Annotated in this window: 7 protein-coding genes and 6 pseudogenes; 2 read left to right on the forward strand and 11 right to left on the reverse strand. The window is 49.7% G+C overall.

Annotated features, from left to right (window positions below):
• The 11 genes and pseudogenes from ATN88_RS24670 to hemL all read right to left on the reverse strand — a co-directional run bounded on the left by ATN88_RS24670 (position 1) and on the right by hemL (position 16,579).
• Positions 1-879: a BadF/BadG/BcrA/BcrD ATPase family protein gene (locus ATN88_RS24670; RefSeq protein WP_067420102.1), complete on the reverse strand. Its 879-nt coding sequence runs from the start codon at positions 877-879 to the stop codon at positions 1-3.
• Positions 872-2,578, reverse strand: coding sequence for a glycoside hydrolase family 9 protein (locus ATN88_RS24675; protein ID WP_067420103.1), 1,707 nt, complete (start codon positions 2,576-2,578; stop codon positions 872-874). Before ATN88_RS24675 ends, ATN88_RS24670 begins: the two co-directional genes overlap by 8 nt.
• Positions 2,579-2,605: 27 nt before the next feature.
• On the reverse strand, positions 2,606-3,595 hold the full coding sequence (locus ATN88_RS24680; protein WP_067420104.1) for an ABC transporter ATP-binding protein: 990 nt from the start codon (positions 3,593-3,595) through the stop codon (positions 2,606-2,608).
• 27 nt (positions 3,596-3,622) lie between these two features.
• Positions 3,623-4,587, reverse strand: a pseudogene (locus ATN88_RS24685) (ABC transporter ATP-binding protein).
• Positions 4,587-5,611: pseudogene (locus tag ATN88_RS24690) on the reverse strand (ABC transporter permease). The pseudogenes ATN88_RS24685 and ATN88_RS24690 overlap by 1 nt, the downstream one beginning before the upstream one ends.
• A gap of 2 nt (positions 5,612-5,613) precedes the next feature.
• A pseudogene (locus ATN88_RS24695) lies at positions 5,614-6,599 on the reverse strand (ABC transporter permease).
• 122 nt (positions 6,600-6,721) lie between these two features.
• A pseudogene (locus ATN88_RS24700) lies at positions 6,722-8,403 on the reverse strand (ABC transporter substrate-binding protein).
• 843 nt (positions 8,404-9,246) lie between these two features.
• The gene (locus ATN88_RS24705) at positions 9,247-12,615 is read right to left on the reverse strand and encodes a response regulator (RefSeq protein ID WP_067420105.1); all 3,369 of its coding nucleotides are present in this window, start codon (positions 12,613-12,615) and stop codon (positions 9,247-9,249) included.
• Between the two features lie 214 nt (positions 12,616-12,829).
• Complete coding sequence (rsmC, locus tag ATN88_RS24710) at positions 12,830-13,855, reverse strand: 16S rRNA (guanine(1207)-N(2))-methyltransferase RsmC (RefSeq protein WP_067420106.1); 1,026 nt, start codon at positions 13,853-13,855, stop codon at positions 12,830-12,832.
• A gap of 80 nt (positions 13,856-13,935) precedes the next feature.
• Positions 13,936-15,019 (reverse strand): annotated as a pseudogene (locus ATN88_RS24715) (AI-2E family transporter).
• 270 nt (positions 15,020-15,289) lie between these two features.
• Positions 15,290-16,579 (reverse strand): glutamate-1-semialdehyde 2,1-aminomutase, encoded by a 1,290-nt coding sequence (gene hemL, locus ATN88_RS24720; RefSeq protein ID WP_067420107.1) that lies wholly within the window; start codon positions 16,577-16,579, stop codon positions 15,290-15,292.
• A gap of 223 nt (positions 16,580-16,802) precedes the next feature.
• Here hemL and erpA point away from each other — a divergent pair, with 223 nt between their 5' ends.
• Entirely contained in the window at positions 16,803-17,144 is a 342-nt protein-coding gene (gene erpA / locus ATN88_RS24725; RefSeq protein WP_067420108.1) for an iron-sulfur cluster insertion protein ErpA, read from the forward strand.
• Positions 17,145-17,263: 119 nt separating this feature from the next.
• Positions 17,264-18,356: pseudogene (locus tag ATN88_RS24730) on the forward strand (efflux RND transporter periplasmic adaptor subunit).
• Positions 18,357-18,360 lie beyond the last annotated feature (4 nt).

Here is an 18,360-nt window from a genome sequence, read left to right on the forward strand (position 1 = left end):
TTACCTCGAAAACGGATAAAGATTGTGATCGCCACGGGCCATCAAAATAGCGCCGGACATGGCATCCGCCTTGGGTTGAACCAACAATGACTGTGCAGCAGGTGACAACCATGGAACGATTCGCTCGCCGATACTTCCCATTAGGGCAATTTGATTTGCGCCTTTGCGGTTTAGTCCCAGGATCAATCGCTCGATGTCATTTGCCGTGTCTTGCAGTAACTCCATGGCAAGTTCATCTCGCTCCATTGCACGTTCGAAAATCTTCGGACTGAACTGACCGTAGTCGCGAGGCATCGCGGTTTTTGACCAGCTCACAATGGCATCAAGATCATTGTTAAAGTGTGCGAGCACATACTCTGCAAGCTCCGATGAGCTGCGCAGACCGTCATGCGCTAACAGGGTTTGTTGGATCAGGCGAAGACCCATGATGGCACCGCCGCCTTGATCTGAGATTGGGAACTCACGACCGCCGATGACATGCTGGTGGCCGTTTTCTAGATATATACCGACTGATCCTGTGCCTGCGATTACGATGGCACCGTTTTCGCCGCCGAATGCGCCCATGCATGCGCCGTAGCCATCCGTGTTCAGCGTGATGTGCTGATAAGGATGTGGTAGGGCCATAAAGTCATACCATGCAGACTTTTGCTCTGCCGCCGCCAAGGCCATGCCAACAGACAGAGAAGACAGGTCTGTGATGCCCGCTTGCTCCGCTGCTTGTGCGATAGCCAGTTGGATGTTCTCCATGGCCAGTTCAACACCCAACAGGATGTTGGCACTGCCAGTTTTGGCTTCGCCTAGAAATTGGCCTTGGTCGTTGACGATACGCGCACGGCATGAGGTACCGCCGCCATCTACGCCACAAAAGAATTTACTCATGGGTTAAGAGATCCTTCTTTTGCATCGCAACCGCTAACAAGTACCACGCACCATGCGGGATCCACTGCTCGCCCCAACGCCAGTTTTGAAGGATCTCGTCCTTTTGATCGGCAGGGTTGAACGCAATGTCTCGCTCATTATGGAAGCCTGCGGTAATGCCATTACAGATACCGCCTTTGGCGTTGTAAAAACCAAGGTCTGGCAAATAATCTGGGTTGTTGCGACCGTGACCATCCAACATGCACATGTCGTAAGGGTTCAGACCCACAATCCAGTTCAGGGTGTTTTGGCCGTATTCGCGCAGGGCTTTCTTGAGTTCATGGTGTGCAGGAAGAGATGCCGCCATAAATGCCATTGCAGCCAGTGAGCCTAAACGGGCATTTTCGCCTTGCCACCAGTATCCGGTTTCATTGCGCTGAGCGACAAAGAAGCTGGTGCGCTTTTCCGAATCAACATTCTTGATGTACTGACGTGGATAGCCAAACGGGTTGTTCACTTCCGAGGTAATAGCGAGTTCGAACGTCAGCGCGTTTTCAACAACTTGTGTGAATTTCGCGTTGCGCTCTTCATTGGTTTCGATAGTCAGGTACTGCATCAGCGAAATCGCTGGCAGGCCTGCTTCAGCAGCATGGAAATAAGGTCTTGAACCGTCACCGTTAGCAGACCAGAAGTGCGCGATGGTGTCATCGCTTTGCTGCTGTTCGCCCAGTCTGTCAGCCCAAGTGCGCGCTTCGTCTAAATAAGCTTGGCTTGCTGTGAGTTTGAAAAGTTCTGTCGCAGCCAAAAGCGCACAATAGAAATCGATGGTGTTTTCAACACCGTCGTTGAGATAGTCGGTATTCTTTTCTTTTAGATGCCAATACGCGGTTTCAGCGGTCTTTTTGTAAGTGTCGATGTCGAACTCACCAGACACACCGATACGCGCTGCTTTTGCCAATGCAGCAATCGCAACACCTGCACCTTGGCGGAATGCAGCTTGGTAGGCCTCAGTTTTGTGGCCTTTTTGGGTTTCATACGCACAGATTTCACGCTGCGCCGTATCTTTACTCCACTTGTCGAACACCGTGGCGTAGAAGAAACCCTCAGCATCTTGCATACGCACCAAGAAATCAGCACCAAACAGCGCTTCATCCAGCAGGCGGGTACGCGTGAATGCCGCAACAGATCCTGAAAGGGCTTCTGTCGCGTGCAGCATATTCCAAACAACCATCGGAATTTGCTGTGGGTTGAGATAGTTACCATAAGACAGGTGGCTGAAGTACTTACTGACGTCGCCTGACGCATCGTACCATCCACCGTGAACATCAACGCGACGATCCGTGCCCAATATTGGCGCGGCGCGATCTTGTTGATCAAACGTGCCTGTACAACGCTGAGATTTAAAGTAGTGGATCACATCTGAGAAGGTGCGATCAAAAAGGATACCGTCTGCAACTGAAAAAGCCGGAGACACAGTGTCTCCGACTTTGATGCAGTATTCTCCGCTCTCTTGAAGAGCGGAGAAATCGATACGATAAACGTCGCCGGTATGCCATTGGTCTACTGAACCACAAGCACAAACAGGCAGCTGCATCACGGATTGTCCGGTAGAACAATCAACGATATCGGCATGCAATGCGGATACAGCTTGCTTTGCAATAACAAGCGCTTGCTTGGAACCTGAACGCTCGTAGCCAATATGGTTGGTCAACAGCTGCATTTTACCTCCTAAAAACGTGCTCGAGGATTACTCGAACAGGTAGCAGCGAACAAAGTGGTTGTCAGCCAGTTTGGTAACTGGTGGCAACGCTTGACGACATTTCTCAGTCGCGTGCAGACAACGACCCGCGAACGGACAGCCCACTGAATCTGGCGTCCACAAAGGAATCTCGCCTTTGTTGCCTTCCAATTCTTGGTGGATTGATTTCGCTGGATCTGGCACGGCAGAAACCAGAAGACGCGTGTATGGGTGCTGTGGACGGTGAATGATTTCTTCACAGTCGCCCCACTCAACCATGTGACCGACGTACATAACTGCCAGGTCTTCCGCGATGTAACGCGCTGTTGCGATATCGTGGGTGATGTACAGCAGTGCCATCTCTTTTTCGAACTTCATCTCTTCCATCAGGTTCAAAACACCTGCACGGATAGACACGTCGAGCATTGAGGTTGGTTCGTCAGCCAGAACAACTTCCGCACCCACTGCGATGTTACGTGCAAGGTTTACACGCTGACGCTGACCACCAGAAAGCTGGTGAGGGTACTTCTGAGCGGTTTCTTTTGGCGGTGTCAGGCCTACTTGGTTCAGCAGGTCGTACACTTGCTCTTCCAGCTCTTTCGGGTTGCTGCTCGCTTTCTTATGAATGTGCAGTGGGCGCGCAATGTGGTGGAAGATATTTTGCGTTGGGTTCAGAGAACCAAACGGGTCTTGCCACACCATTTGCACACCTTCGCGGTACTGCATCAAGTCGTCTTTTTTCGTGATGGTTGCGATATCACGGCCTTTGTACTCGATGCTGCCTGATGTTGGGGCATACATCTTCGCAATCATTTTTGCTGTCGTTGATTTACCCGAACCGGATTCACCTACTACTGACAGACCGCGGCTTTTGTACAGTTTGAATGACACGTCATTCAGTGCACGCATCATTGGCTTATTCAGCGTGTTGCTGCTGATTGGGAAATCCTTAACCAGGTTTTTCCCTTCAACAATTGGTTGGCCTAATTCTTTAGTCATGCTCACTCCTACAAGTCGCTATAGCCATTACTTGCCAGTAAAACGGTGGCAGTTGGTGAAACGGGTCGGCTCGACTTGCGTTAGGGTATTTGCCACTTTGAAACAGTTGTCTTGTGCTTTGCTACAACGCGCCTGGAAACGACAGCCTTGTGGGATTTCCAGCAAGTTCAGCGGGTTACCAGGGATACCAGTCAGGTGCGTTTTCGGACCTGTCAGTGGAGGGAAGGAGCTAGCCAGACCTTCGGTATATGGGTGATACGGGTTTTTCAGGATCTCTTTTGACGGAGCAACTTCGATCAGCTGACCGGCGTACATGATGCCGATACGGTCAGTGAACTCGACCATCAATGACAGATCGTGAGTAATGAACAGGATTGAGAAGCCGAACTCTTCTTTCAGCGCGTAAATCTTTTGCAGGATTTCACGCTGAACCACCACGTCCAGCGCGGTTGTTGGCTCATCCATGATGATCATTTTTGGATTCAGAGCCAGTGCAATCGCGATAACCAGACGCTGACGCATACCACCAGAGAACTGGTGCGGGTAATCGCTCAAACGGCTTGGGTGAATATCAACGATTTCCAGCAGACCTTCAGCACGGCGTTTTGCTTGCTCGCGGGTCATGTTGGTGTGGCGCATGATTACGTCACAGAACTGCTCTTCCATGGTCAGAACTGGGTTCAGGGCGTTCATCGCCGACTGGAACACCATTGACATCTCTTTCCAGCGGAAGCGGCTCATGCGCTCGTCGCTGTACTTCATGATGTCTTCGCCGTTGAAGAACACTTCACCACCACTGATATAGGCAGGCGGCTTATGAAGGCGCATCAGAGAGAAAGCAACGGTCGATTTACCACAGCCAGATTCACCTGCCAGACCGAATACTTCGCCTTTACCAATATCAAACTTACGTTGTTTACCGCGCGGACATCGCCCGCGTCGGTAATGTAATCAACACATAGGTTGCGGATTTGTAGTTGTGCATCACTCATTATTTTTCTCCGCTCAATGCTGCTTGTGGAGCCAGTTCAGTCTTTGCGCGAGACTTAGTTTCATCAGCCTGCATCTTCTTCCAACGCTTCAGGCCTTTTTGCGCACGCAATTGTGGGTTAGCAATTTCATCGACGGCGAAGTTGAACAGTGCCAGTGCGAATGACAGCAAGCTCAGTGCGATACATGGCGCCAGAACTTCCCACCAGATACCCAGTTGCATTGCAGACGAGGTACGTACGTTGTAGAGCATTGAACCCCAGCTAACCGCACTTGGGCTGCCCATACCGATGAATGACAGGACAGATTCGGTCAAGATTGCGTACATCACCGAACCGATGAAGCTTGCACCAACCAGAGGGATCAGGTTTGGCAGAATCTCAACGAACAGGATGCGGAACTTAGATTCACCCAGTACTTCTGCTGCCTTAACGAATTCTTTTTCACGAATTGCCAGAGTTTGCGAGCGTATTACCCTTGCCCCCCACGCCCAGGAGGTTAAGGCTATGACCACCGCGATAGTGAGTGGGCCAGCCTGACCTACGAAGGCGGCAACAACCATGACGATTGGGAGCTGCGGCAGTACAAGCATGACGTTCATTGCGCCAGACAGTACGTTATCGATGCGACCACCGAAGTAACCTGCTGAGATACCAATGACCGTTGCTACCACACACACGAAGATACCTGCAGTGAAACCAACGAACAGAGAGGTACGTGCACCGTGTGCAACTTGAGACCAGATGTCACGACCCAAGCGAGTTGTACCCAGCACATGGTCAGCTTCTTTAGAGATACGTAGGCGACGTGCGTTGTCAGCCAGGTTCTCAGCAACCCAACCGTCTGGGCTGCTTGCGCAGATTTCACAACGAACGCTGGGTATTCGTGTGGGTTACCCGTGCGTTTTTGTGGGTCGTGTTTTGACAGGAACGGTGCAAAAACAGCGACAAAGATGAACAGGAAGATAATGGAAACACCGACCAGTGCCTTTGGGTTTCCTTTAATGATTTTGAATAAATCTTTCATGATTATTTGCCTCCTTTACGCAGGCGTGGGTCAAGCATCACGATGAGCACGTCAGCAATAAAGTTCATGGTCAGCATAACCAGAGTGATCATGATGAGCAGACCTTGAAGAACCTGGTAGTCACGGCCGTTAACGGCGTTAAGCATTGCAGTACCAAGTCCTGGGTATTGGAAAATCATCTCAACAACCAGCTGACCGCCCATTGCCATACCCAGTGCCATTGACAGCGCGGTTACGGTTGGCAGCAGTGCGTTACGTGCGGCGTAGTTGAAGACAACACGGTTTTCTGAAAGGCCTTTACCCTTCGCCATGGTGATGTAGTCTTCGTTGAGAAGGTTGATCATGTTGTTACGCATGTTGATGAGGAAGCCGCCGATCTGAGCAACAGTCGCACAGATAAGAGGAAGAACGGCGTGGTAAGCGATACCTGTGTAGGTATCCCAGCTAGTCCAGTCAACAACTGCGCCTTCAGGCATGCCGTAAGAGGTTGGGAACCACTTCAAGGTGATACCGAATACGAACAGAATGAGCATGCCGATAACCACAGGCGGGATAGCCTGCAGGGCCATGAAGCAGGAGAAACCATTGAGTCAAATGCGCTGCCGCGTTTCCATGCAGCGAAGATACCCAGTACTGAACCCACGCAGAATGCCATTACTGTCGAACAGCCAGCCAGGAACAGTGTCCAGCCCAGAGAGTTAGCGATCAGCTCGTTAACTGTCAGTGGGTAGAAAGTGGTAGAGATACCCAGTTCCCACGTGAAGATACTTTTCACGTAAGTCAGAAATTGAATGTGTAGTGGACCGTCGACAAAGCCCAACAGTTCTTTCATCGCAGCGATACGCTCTGGGGTAACCTGAACACTCGCGTTTGCGAACATCATGGTCACTGGGTCGCCAGGCATCGCACGAGGCAGAATAAAGTTCAGCGTGATTGCTATGAGCAATGCGCCAAAATAAAAAACTAATCTATTAAGAAAAAATCCCATAACTCACACCTTAAATGGCACGACGATGCCGTGACCAAAGAATTAAACGCCTTAGGTCAGAAGTACTGATTGTCTTATCGTGGAATCAGGCGGTGCGGATGCACCGCCTGTTTTTTTAGAGATTACGCTTTTGGTTTCAGGTCAAGAACGTGCAGCAGACGCTCTGGAGTACCTTGCCAAATCAGTGGACGACCTTTCGCATTCGCGTCGTTCCACCAACCAGTAAAGCGAGTTTCGTTGTACTGGTATACTGATGCCGCAGACATTACTGGGATAACTACTTGATTGTCAGAAAGGATCTTCTCAATCTTGTGAGCCATTTCCAGCTGCTCTGCTTGGTCAGCAGTTGCGTAGAAGTTCTCTAGCAGCTTATCAACTTCAGCACTCTGGAAGCGGTGCATCGCGAAACGTGGGTTACCAGTTTCAGCCATGAAGCGTGAGTGGAAGCCAGAGTCCCAAGTCAGGTGTGGATCTGGACCAGTGAAGTAGTTAGTCAGAGCTACGTCGAACGTACCGCCAGCCATCTCTTGGTTGTATACAGAGAAGTCAGGAGTTACTGCTTTAGCTTTGATACCTACGTCAGCCAGGTTTTCAGCTGCCAGTTGTGCAGTGTTGTTCCAGTCAGTCCAGCCAGATGGAGTCTGGATAGAAAGCTCGAAGCTCTTACCTGATGGAGTTTCAACGAAGCCGTCACCGTTGGTGTCTTTGAAGCCTGCTTTCGCAAGAAGCTCTTTAGAGAAGTCAACGTTGTATTCGTTGTATTTCTTCGCTGCGTTGTACGTTTCTGGGTTAGACCAGCTTTGGTACAGAGCCGCGATACCTGCTGCAGAGTGGTTTGGAGAACCAGCACCGTAGAACGCGATGTCAACGATAGATTGACGGTCGATAGAAGCAGACATTGCGCGACGGAAGTCAACGTTAGTCAGTGCTTCGTTTTTCGCTGCATCTGGGTGCTCAAAGTTAACAAGCAGGTTAACTGCAGAACCTACTGGCGCTGGCCAGTATTTGTGGTTTTTGTTTACTGAAGCGTAAACTGCATCGATGTCTGGAATGAAAGAAGAAGTCCAGTCCAGCTCAGAAGCTACGATCTTAGACAGCAGACCGTCGTTGTTTACGATAAGAGGCATACGCAGACAGTCGATGTCTAGGTTAGCCGCATCCCAGTAGTTAGGGTTCTGACACTGAACGTAAAGGTTGCTAGTGAACGTATCTACTTCAGTGAAAGGACCTGTACCTACAGGGTTTTTGTTTTCGTAAGCTTCTGGCTTGTCGATTTTGCTCCAGATGTGCTTAGGAACAACTGGTGTTTGAACCAGTTTGAAAGGAGCTGATGAGTTTGCATCGTGCAGAGAAATCTCAACAGAGTTGCCTTTCAGTTTCACGTCAGAAATCAGCTCAGCGTTACCCGCCAAGTCGATTGCTGCATTGTTACGAATAAGGTCGTAAGTAAATGCAACGTCTTCTGCAGTGAAAGGAGTGCCGTCAGACCATTTAACGCCTTCACGAATTTCAAAAGTCACTTTTTTCAGATCGTCAGAAATTGTGTAGTCCTTCGCCAGACGCATAACTGGCTTGTTACCATCCAGTTGGTTGAAAACGACGAGTGGCTCGTAAACGAAGTCATAGTTGTTTTCAAGCTAGTCTGTAAGAACGGGTTGAAGTTCTGAGTAAGCTGTGGGTAGAAGTCAGGTACAATTGTCAGTTCTACTCGATCAGCAGCGCTAACAACTGGTGCTGCTAGTGCAGACGCTGCGGCCGCAACGACGGCAACTGCAATTTTTGTTTTCTTTAGATTGGCAAGCATAGCTGTTCCTTACTAGTTGCTTTGTTTCACTTGAAACTGACCCTTAAAAAGAAACTGGTCAGGCCGGAACCCGCTATGAATAACCAGACAAGTGAACTTGGCTATTCACATGGCCGTGCAGGCTCAGTGCAAGCCTAGGAAACTCCGGTTCCGGTTTTGGGTCAATTGCCTCGCCCGTCAAATTCGTTAAAAACAAAAAGGGGTGCGTCAAAAACGTTAAAAATGACGTTTTTGACGATGATTGACGGCTATTGACCGGGGTCAAATAACACCCGGTTTAGCCAAGTGAATTGTCATTAAGTTAGTATTTACTATCGACATAATTGCCATTGATAAAGGGTTTAATGTTAATGAAATATTTTGGTGATCAGGATCTCCTATCTTTTAAAGCGTTAATTTTCTGCTGAAAATATCGCACGTCGTTTTGTTGTGATTATCTTCTCATAAACGAAAACTTAGTGAGTAGAAAAAGGCTTGCGGTTGAAATATGGCCGTTTTGAAGCCGTAAAAATCCATGATTTTGCGGGTGGAAAAATGTGTTTGAGAGATGTTTGAAGCGAAAAAATAAGTGGGTTTTTTGGGGCGATATTGAAGGGCACTAAGCCGTTTGTTAAAACGCTTTTTTGGACACAGCATCACGTTATGTAAAGGCGATAGAGGGCTCTAAATCCTCTCATATACGTCGTTGTAAAAGGCGAGGAAAGGCGATTAAAACAATAGGGCTGTATCGATATTCGTTTGAGCGAATAGCCCCTGCTTGAGCGTCAGTCACAAAAAAGCCTCTCTATCGAGAGGCTTCTTTCAGTATGGCAAGTCGATTTTTCTGACTGCCTTATCGGCTGATCAGCCTTGCAGTTTGTCGCGCAGGAACTCGACTTCAGCGCGCTCTTGGTTGTGCTCACCGCAGCGCTCCAGCACGAAGTCTATGGTGTTTAGTACGGTTCGCCATCTTGGCGATTTAGGCACAGTTTCGGTATGCAGGTATTTATCAAGCGTACGCGTTTGCAGTGTGCTTCGGTCAAGGTAAACACGCCACAGGCCGCTTTCTTCGGCCAAATCAAACTTCGACTTGCCTGTACTTGCGTTCCAGTAGCTCAAGGTGCCCAGCATCACTTTCACTAAGGTGTCGCGGATAACGTCCGTTTTATCTGGCTGACCACCGGAGAACTTATCTGCCATGCGAGTAAACTCGCCGCCGAGCTCGCGCAGTTGTTGCAGGTTTTCTAACGTCCCGTCAAAGGCATAGTCAGAAAGGGCTTCTACCGCTTTTTCTAGCTGCTCGACTCGGTGTGATGACGCCTTACCGCCTGTGCTCATAATGAACATCATTTGAAGCCCTGAAGACTCCGGTAGCGTAATGACGTCAGAGCTTACATCGACAATTTCACCGTCAATCTTGAACTTAATTTGCCCGCTGTAATGACCACGGTTTGCTTCTGGCAGCGCCATAGCAAGGAAATCTTCCAGCAAGTGACGCTCAAGCTGCTCGGCACTCAAATGGAAAATCGAATGACAGGCATCGTTGGCATAGCTGATTTTCCCGTTGCCCTGCACACATAAAATGGCCTCAGAGGCGGAGTCCAGCATCTCGAACAGTCGGCTTTGGACTTCACGAAGTCCCGCTTCGACTTGGTCGCGCTCGCCAATCTCCTCATTCAATTGACGGTTCTTTTCGCGCTCTTGTTCGGTAAGAGACGCGTCAATATAGGCACGGATACGCGCGCTCAATTCGTCTTTGTTGAATGGCTTGGTGAGGTAATCGTTCGCACCCGCATCAAAGCCTTTGACCTTATCTTGTACCTGACCAAGTGCCGACAGCATGATGATTGGCAGCTCACTGCGTGAATATCGCTCGCGTAAGTGGGCACAAACTTCGTAACCGCTAAGCTCTGGCATCATGACATCGAGCAACATAAGGTCAGGCTGCTCCATGGTGACAGATTCGATTGCCTGTCGGCCGTTTTCTACGGTTTTGACGCGATAACCTTCAAGCTTCAAGAAGTTGTTCAGAACTTGCAGGTTTACGGGTTCATCATCGACCACCAGGATCAGCGGCCCGTCAGGGTTTTCTGGAAGCTGTTCAATTTCCAAAGGTTCGACGTCAATTTTAGGCACAGCGAAATGCACGTTTTTCGCCAGACGCGTTTTCGCTTTATCTTCTTCTGTTGCAATTGGCAGCGTGAAGCTAAAGGTAGTGCCCACCATGGGTTGGCTACTGACATAAAGCTGCCCACCCATGATATCGATAAGCTGACGGCTGATGGATAGACCCAGTCCCGCCCCTTGGCGATAGGCATTGGAGCCGCTTGACGCTTGGGTGAGAGGCTCAAAGATGTATTCCAGTTGATCAGACGGGATACCTTGTCCGGTATCAACCACCTGAATACGGATTTGATCGTCCAGCACGGTTGCTGAAATGATGATCTTGCCTTCATCCGTATATTTGATGGCGTTGCCAATTAAGTTGTAAAGCACTTGCTCCAAACGCTGTTCGTCTGCGCGCACCAAAGGTAAATCAATAGGGAGTTGGTTAATAATGCGAACCGGTTTGCCGCCCAGCAGGTGGCTAGATAGCTCGATAACCAAGCGCGCAGCGGTTGCGGTATCCACGGCTTGTGGCGAAATTTCCAAGTCGCCGTAACGCATCTTGTGGTAGTCCAGCAAATCATCAACCAATGTCGATAAGCGCTCACCGCTGTTGATCAGCATCTGCAATTGGAGTTTTTGACGTTCAGGCAGCGGGCCTTCAACCCCAGCAAGAATAGACTCAGCAATACCAATCATGCCGTGCAGCGGGGTGCGCAGTTCATGAGAAGTGGTCGCAAGGAAGTCATCCTTCATGCGGTCGGCTTGTTGTAGCTCTTCGTTCTTTTGCTTGATGGTCTGAATATTGAGTTCAAGCTCTTTGTTCTGCTCACGGATGAGCGCGAGCTTTTCGCGAACAGAACGCTGCATGCGTGCAAAACTTATCGCCAGGCGACCGATTTCATCTTCGCGGTCTGTGCTACTGATTTTCTGATCCAAATCACCGGCGGAAACCTGTTCTGCCGCCCAAGTTAAGCGAAGCAGTGGTGCTGTGATGGAGTTGGACAGCAAGTGAGAGGCGAATACCACAAGCACAATCGCCACAACCATCACTACGATGAAAATCTTCTCAAGTTGGTAGATACGCGCGAAGGCTTCTTCTTCTGGCAGTTCAAGAATCAGTGCCCACTGGTTGTCGAACACCGAAATGGGGGAGTAAGCACCCAGCACGCGCATACCGTCTGAGCCCAAGAAACTCCCCACTTCCGTCAAGCCAGACAGTGCAGCTTCTACGGCGGAGTTGTCGATAGGTGAGATAGGCTGTTTATCTTGCGCATTACGCGGCAGTAAGTCTTCGCCGACCAACAGAGAACTGATGAAGCCTTTCTCTCTTGGCGTGTCATTGAGCATGTTGGCCAGTGCGGTGTTTGGCAGTTTGAACAGCACATAGCTGTGCAGGTATCCCTGCTGTTTGACGGGCGCGGCAAACCAAGCATAAAGCTTACCGTCACTTGATTGCGTGAAGTCGGTGAAAGCCACTGGTGTGGAGTCGGTATCGCTGCTCGATGCGTTGGTTAGGCGTTGAATGTCTGCAAAGGTTTTACCAACAGCAGTGGTCTTCCACTGTGGCTCCATTAGGTTCGCGCCAAAGTTATTTTCTTTTAACGCGGAATACACGACGTTTCCGTCAATATCGACCAAGAGGATGTCGGTAAAGTCAGAGCGCTTTAGGTGTTCTTTGAACGCCCAGTCATAACGTTTGTGCAGCAGACGATAACGCTCGCTGCCAACATAATTACTGTCACTGACCCGATTCGGATCCGCGTTCGGGTTGCCGCTCGCGTCTTTACCGTAATTTTGACGGGCGATTTGGCTGGCTTCTTCGCGGGTGTCCCCAAGAAGGTGGAAAGACGCAACTAGGCCATAAAAACGTCCGCCCGTTACGGTAGCAAGCTCTGAGCGGGAAAAGGATTTTACTTCCGAGTATTTAGCATCGAAGTAGCTGTTGATTTGCTCTTGCTTGTTGTCGCGGAGGAACGCCAAATGCGTGGTGCTTTGGGTTTCGAGGTCACTGCTGTGCGATTCGAGAAAGAAAATCGCGAGCAGGGTAAGCGGCGTGATACTTAACGCCAAAAAAGCGAGCATAAGCGTATGCTGCAATCGCTTAAATCGTTGTTTCTTTTGCATGTCTCTGCCTGACAAATAGAAAATCAATATGCGCGGAGAATCAGCCGAATTTGTCGACTTTGACGGCTAGGGGAGCAAGCGCAGATGAAAATAGTCCTTATCCGGCTCTTATACTGACTTAATTTTTGTTGGCAAGTAAGTTATCAATGAAGTACGCGTGAGAGCGCAAAATTAACGTATTTAACGGAGGGCCGCACCGCGGCCCTACGAGGAATTAAGCAGATTTGATTGCGTGGTAAATCGCAAATTTGGTGTTTTTGGCGGGTGTGTCGCAATGTCCAAATGCGGTTTCAATAAATGGCGGATAGCGAAGAAAGCTGTTTGCCACAATCATCAACTGACCGTTTTTATTGAGGTGCTCAGGTGCGCGCTCCAAGAAAGTTTCTGTCGCAGCGTAGTGCGTTTTCAAACCGGCATGGAAAGGCGGGTTACTGATGATGTTATCAAAGCGACCATCAATCTCGCTGTAGACATCGGATGCCAAGACGTTTCCGTCAAGATTGTTAAAACGCAGCGTTTCCTTGGCTGATTCCACCGCCAACGCGCTGATGTCCACCATAGTGATAGAGGCATTTGGATTACGCAGTTTGATCGCACAACCAATGACACCCGCACCGCAGCCGAAGTCCAACACGCTCCCTTTTAGCGCAGGCAAGGTATCGAGCAGCAGTTGACTGCCGATATCCAATTCACCGTGGCTAAATACGCCCGGCAGAGAGCGAATGGTAATGGTTTGACCCTGGATATCCAGCGGGTAGCTTTTGTACCAGTCTTCGAGGTTGAAAGGCGCAGGTTCATTGACGCACTGTCCCCAATAGAAACTGCAACGACGTGCAGAGTCGAACTTGGTGACGCGACCGTAAGGCGCAAACATCTTCTCAATGCTTTTCACGCCACTGCGGTTTTCACCGACAACCACGATTTCCGTGTCTTTGCCGAGGCTAGCCATCAGCATCGATAGCAGGAAGTCGGCTTCAGCTTTGGCTTTTGGCCAGTACAACAACACCATGTCTACGTTAGGCTGCTTCTGGTAGCTCGCACCAAACTGCACGTTAAGATTGTCAAAACGTTTCATCTGGTTGGCATAAGCAAGGTTGGTGGTGAAAATGCTAACGCTTGCTGCCGTGCTCAGAAGTTCCGTTGCGAACGTATCTTCGAGTTCGCCTGCAAGCAGGACGTGTTTACCGTCGAAGTACTCGAGTTGGCGTTCAACAACTTGACTTGGGGTGCTGTAAGACATGGATGCCTCTGGGTATCAAAATAGAGCGCGGATTCTCCCACAAAGCGTGCGATGTGGAAACAACCCGCGCGGCAAGATTGTCAGGTGTTGTCCTGCTTCTCCAAGAAGTTATGGAATTCTGTCTCATACATGCGGAACAGAACCAAGGTCAGAGAGAAGATGATAGGGCCGTATATCAGACCCATTAGGCCGTAAACCTGAAGACCACCGATCAATGAGAAGAAGATCAGCAGGGTGTTCATGCCTGAATTGCCTTGCATCAGAAGTGGTCTGAGGATGTTATCGACAGAGCCGACAACCAGCACGCCCCAAGCAGCGAGGAACATTGCCCACTGCCATTCGCCAATGAGAAGCAAATAGCCCGCCGCCGGTACCCAGATCAATGCCGTTCCCACCACAGGAATGAATGACGCAAACGCCATCATGGTGCCCCAGAATAATCCGGCAAAACCGGCCAGCCACATGGCAAAACCACCGACAAAGCCTTGCGCTAATGCCGTCAGGAAGGAGCCCATTACGGCAGATTTCGCGACCTTTTCTACTTCGTCAAGGATCATGTCTTCCTGTGTTCGAGACAGCGGGCTGACATGGCGAAGCGTTTGGATGATTTTCTCGTGGTCGCGCAGCAAGAAGAACAAGACGAACAGCATCAGCAGGAAGTTGACCAAACCACCGGTTACATCACCGAGGATTTTTGAGCTCATGCCAATCATTTCAGAGCTAAGTGACGAGACGGTTGACGCCGCACGAGAGATGATTTCTTGCGGTTTGATGGAATCAAACGGTAGCCACTTATCCAGTGAATGCAGGGTTGATTGCACAATCGGCATGGAAAGGATTTCTTTTGCACCGCCTGTACTCAGCCACTCATAGGCACCGGTAAAGAAGGTGATCCCTTGGCGTAAAATGGCGATCGCGACAAAAATCATCGGAATGATGATGATGACAGTCAACACAGTACAAGAGATAACGGCTGCAATATTCGGGTGAGATTTCAGTCGGCTTTCAATTCGGTCATGCACCGGAAAAAACAGCAGCGACACAATGAATGCGAGGACGATTGAACCATATACGGGGCGATAAGTGCATAACAGGCGTAAGCGGCGAGGGCCAGCGCGCAATAAGCGTCCAATGCCGAGGTTCAACCTTAAACGATGATGCCATTCATAGGCTCCTTATTTTTTCGCCAGAAAGAGATCTGGAGAACAGTGTAGTTTGAGGCGTATGATACGTTGTGACTTTTGATGGAAAAAGGATAAATATTGTGCCGTGTTGTGAAGGTCAATGTCAGTCCAAGAAAAAGCGCAGAATCAGTCTGCCTCTCGTTATCTTTGGCGTACTCGCTATTTTGGTGGTTATTAACTGGCAATAGCGGGGCGGAAACACAAAAAAGCGGAGCCTTAGCTCCGCTTTTTCATTTACATCTTGTGACGATTACTTCTCTGCCAGCTTAGCAAATGCGCGATCTGCCGCCGCCAAGGTTGCTTCCAGTTCTTTCTCTCCGTGCGCCAGAGAGGTGAAGCTTGCTTCAAACGCGGAAGGAGCAAGGTAAACACCTTCTTCCAGCATCAGGTGGAAGAAACGTTTGAACGCGTCGATGTCACATTGCTGAACATCTGCAAAACAGGTGATTTCTTCTTTATCCGTGAAGAAGAAGCCGAACATACCGCCCACTTGGTTGGTGGTCAGCGCCACGCCGTTCTTCTCAGCAGCCGCTTTAAAGCCATCTGCCAGACGCTTGGTGATATCAGCTAGATGCGCTTCATTACCGTCTTGGCGAAGTTGGTTCAGTGCTGCTTCACCTGCAGCCATTGCCACTGGGTTACCAGACAGGGTGCCCGCTTGGTAAACTGGGCCAGTTGGTGCGATGTATTCCATTACGTCACGACGACCACCAAACGCGCCCACAGGCATACCACCGCCGATCACTTTACCCAGCGTGGTCAAATCAGGCTTGATCTTGTAGTGCGCTTGCGCGCCGCCCAGCGCTACGCGGAAACCTGTCATGACTTCATCGAAAATCAGCAGTGCGCCGAATTCATCACACAGCGCACGCAGACCTTCCAGGAAGCCTTCTTGTGGCGGGATACAGTTCATGTTGCCCGCGACAGGTTCTACGATGATGCACGAGATCTCTTCTGGGAACTGTTCAAACGCTGCACGTACTGAATCCAGATCGTTGAAGGTACACGTCAGGGTGTGCTTAGCAAAATCAGCCGGTACGCCTGGAGAGGTTGGTTCACCCAGTGTCAGCATACCTGACCCTGCTTTAACCAGCAGACAGTCCGCGTGGCCGTGGTAACAACCTTCGAACTTGATGAATTTGTCACGGCGGGTAAAGCCACGCGCCAGACGAATTGCACTCATGGTGGCTTCAGTACCTGAGCTCACCATACGAACCATTTCCATTGAAGGAACCAGTTGGCTTACCAGCTCTGCCAGCGTGATTTCACGCGCAGTGGGTGCACCGAAGCTCAGGCCGTTTTGCGCAGCAGCAATCACTGCATCGCGAATTGCTGGATGGTTATGACCAAGAATCATTGGACCCCATGAGCCAACATAGTCGATGTACGCTTTGCCGTCAGCATCGTAAATGTACGCGCCATCTGCTCGCTCAATGAAGATTGGATCGCCGCCAACACCTGCGAATGCACGAACGGGAGAGTTCACGCCGCCTGGGATTGTTTTGCGGGCTTGTTGGAATAACTCGGCTGATTTGGTCATGGTGGTTCCTTGGCCTGATTTTTATCTTGTCTTGGCGCGTATTGTAAGGGATGCGTGAATAACAGGCGAGTTTGTTGATGCGGTAAGCATCACATCCAAGTTCATATTGGTGTATATTTCGACTTCCCGCAGACGATCTTTTGTAAAGATGACCAATACTTGAACAAAATAGTCAGGTATTGGATAATGCGGCACTATATAAGAAGAAGTTTGTGAGGTAGAAATGAGTGATGCCCCTTTGCCGTTGAAATTTACTGATGCGGCGGCGATAAAGGTAAAAACGCTGATCCAAGAAGAGGAAAACCCGAATCTGAAACTGCGCGTATACATTACTGGTGGCGGTTGTAGCGGTTTCCAATACGGCTTTACGTTTGACGAAAACGTGAATGATGGCGACATGACCATCGAAAACAGCGGTGTTACTCTGGTTGTTGATCCAATGAGTCTGCAATATCTCCTTGGTGGTGAAGTAGATTACACAGAAGGATTAGAAGGCTCACGTTTCTTCGTTAACAACCCTAACGCAACCACAACTTGTGGTTGTGGTGCTTCTTTCAGTGTGTAAAGTATTAGACACTCATTGAACAATAGGTCGCCATCTACGGCGGCCTGTTGATTCTCAAAACGGGCCAGAAGGATCGAGCCTGTTTCCTTTACTGCAGTAACCACGCTAGGACGACGACTATGGCGAATGCAGGCAATATTGTCTCTTTTTTCTCCCAACGGCCTTGGATTTATTCTTTGGTGTTGCTGCTTGCGCTTGTCTTTTGGATTGGCAGTGGCCACAGCAGCGAAGCGGAGCAAAAAGAAAAGACCAAGGAAACGCCCGAAGCACCGTTAAGTCGTGTTTCCGTTGAAACCTTCTATTCTGAGCCTGTTACGCGCTCGATTTCCCTTTATGGCCGAACGGCACCTGATCGTGATGCGACCATTTCTGCAGAAGCAGACGGTCGAGTGATCTCTGCGCGCGTCAAAAAAGGTGCTTGGTGAAAAAAGGCGATCTCCTTTTAAACCTTGATAAAGGCGATAAAGAAGCCCAACTGGAGCGTGCAAAGTCGCTTCTGATTGTGCGTCAAAAAGAATTCAATGCCGCCAAGTCACTACGCAAGAAAGGCCTTCAGGGCGAAGTCGCCTATTCGCTGGCAGAAGCCAATTTGGTAGAAGCGAAAGCGTCGCTGGAAAACCTGAATCTCGCGCTATCAAACACTCAAGTGCGCGCACCATTTGATGGTATTGTCGATGACTTGATGGTGGAAGTGGGCGACTACTTAGCGTTGGTGACCCTATCGCAACCATTGTCGATTTAAACCCACTGATCGTCACCGCCGATGTTAGCGAGAAGCATATTGCGTATGTTGATGCCTCGTATCCGGCGCGTATCATCTTGGTCAACGGTGCCGAAAAAGACGGCAAGTTGCGTTATCAGTCGAGCATAGCGTCTCCGACCACTAATACCTTTTCCATTGAGCTAGAAATCCCCAACCCCGAGCAAGCTTTGCCTGCCGGTATCAGTGCCGAAGTGGATTTGACCTTGGAGCAGCAAGAAGCGGTGAAGCTTAACCCGTCAATGTTGGCTCTGGATGAAAAAGGCAATCTGGGCGTGAAAACCTTAACGGGTGACAAAGTGGCGTTTGTGGCGGCGAAAGTTGTGAAAGCTGAGCAAGATGGCGTTTGGCTATCAGGCTTAGGTGAGAAAGTCGAAGTGATCACCAAAGGACAAGGCTTTGTTCGCGACGGTGACAGCGTGATTGCGGTTCGCGAATCTCAAGCTCAATAAGGAG

It is taken from the genome of Enterovibrio coralii (assembly GCF_001559595.1).
Taxonomy (GTDB): Bacteria; Pseudomonadota; Gammaproteobacteria; order Enterobacterales; family Vibrionaceae; genus Enterovibrio; species Enterovibrio coralii.

Excerpts from the sequence above, each read along its gene's own strand:
- ATN88_RS24670 (WP_067420102.1), bottom strand. The coding sequence starts at position 879 with ATGAGTAAATTCTTTTGTGGCGTAGATGGCGGCGGTACCTCATGCCGT.
- ATN88_RS24675 (WP_067420103.1), bottom strand. The coding sequence starts at position 2,578 with ATGCAGCTGTTGACCAACCATATTGGCTACGAGCGTTCAGGTTCCAAG.
- ATN88_RS24680 (WP_067420104.1), bottom strand. The coding sequence starts at position 3,595 with ATGACTAAAGAATTAGGCCAACCAATTGTTGAAGGGAAAAACCTGGTT.
- ATN88_RS24705 (WP_067420105.1), bottom strand. The coding sequence starts at position 12,615 with ATGCAAAAGAAACAACGATTTAAGCGATTGCAGCATACGCTTATGCTC.
- rsmC (WP_067420106.1), bottom strand. The coding sequence starts at position 13,855 with ATGTCTTACAGCACCCCAAGTCAAGTTGTTGAACGCCAACTCGAGTAC.
- hemL (WP_067420107.1), bottom strand. The coding sequence starts at position 16,579 with ATGACCAAATCAGCCGAGTTATTCCAACAAGCCCGCAAAACAATCCCA.
- erpA (WP_067420108.1), top strand. The coding sequence starts at position 16,803 with ATGAGTGATGCCCCTTTGCCGTTGAAATTTACTGATGCGGCGGCGATA.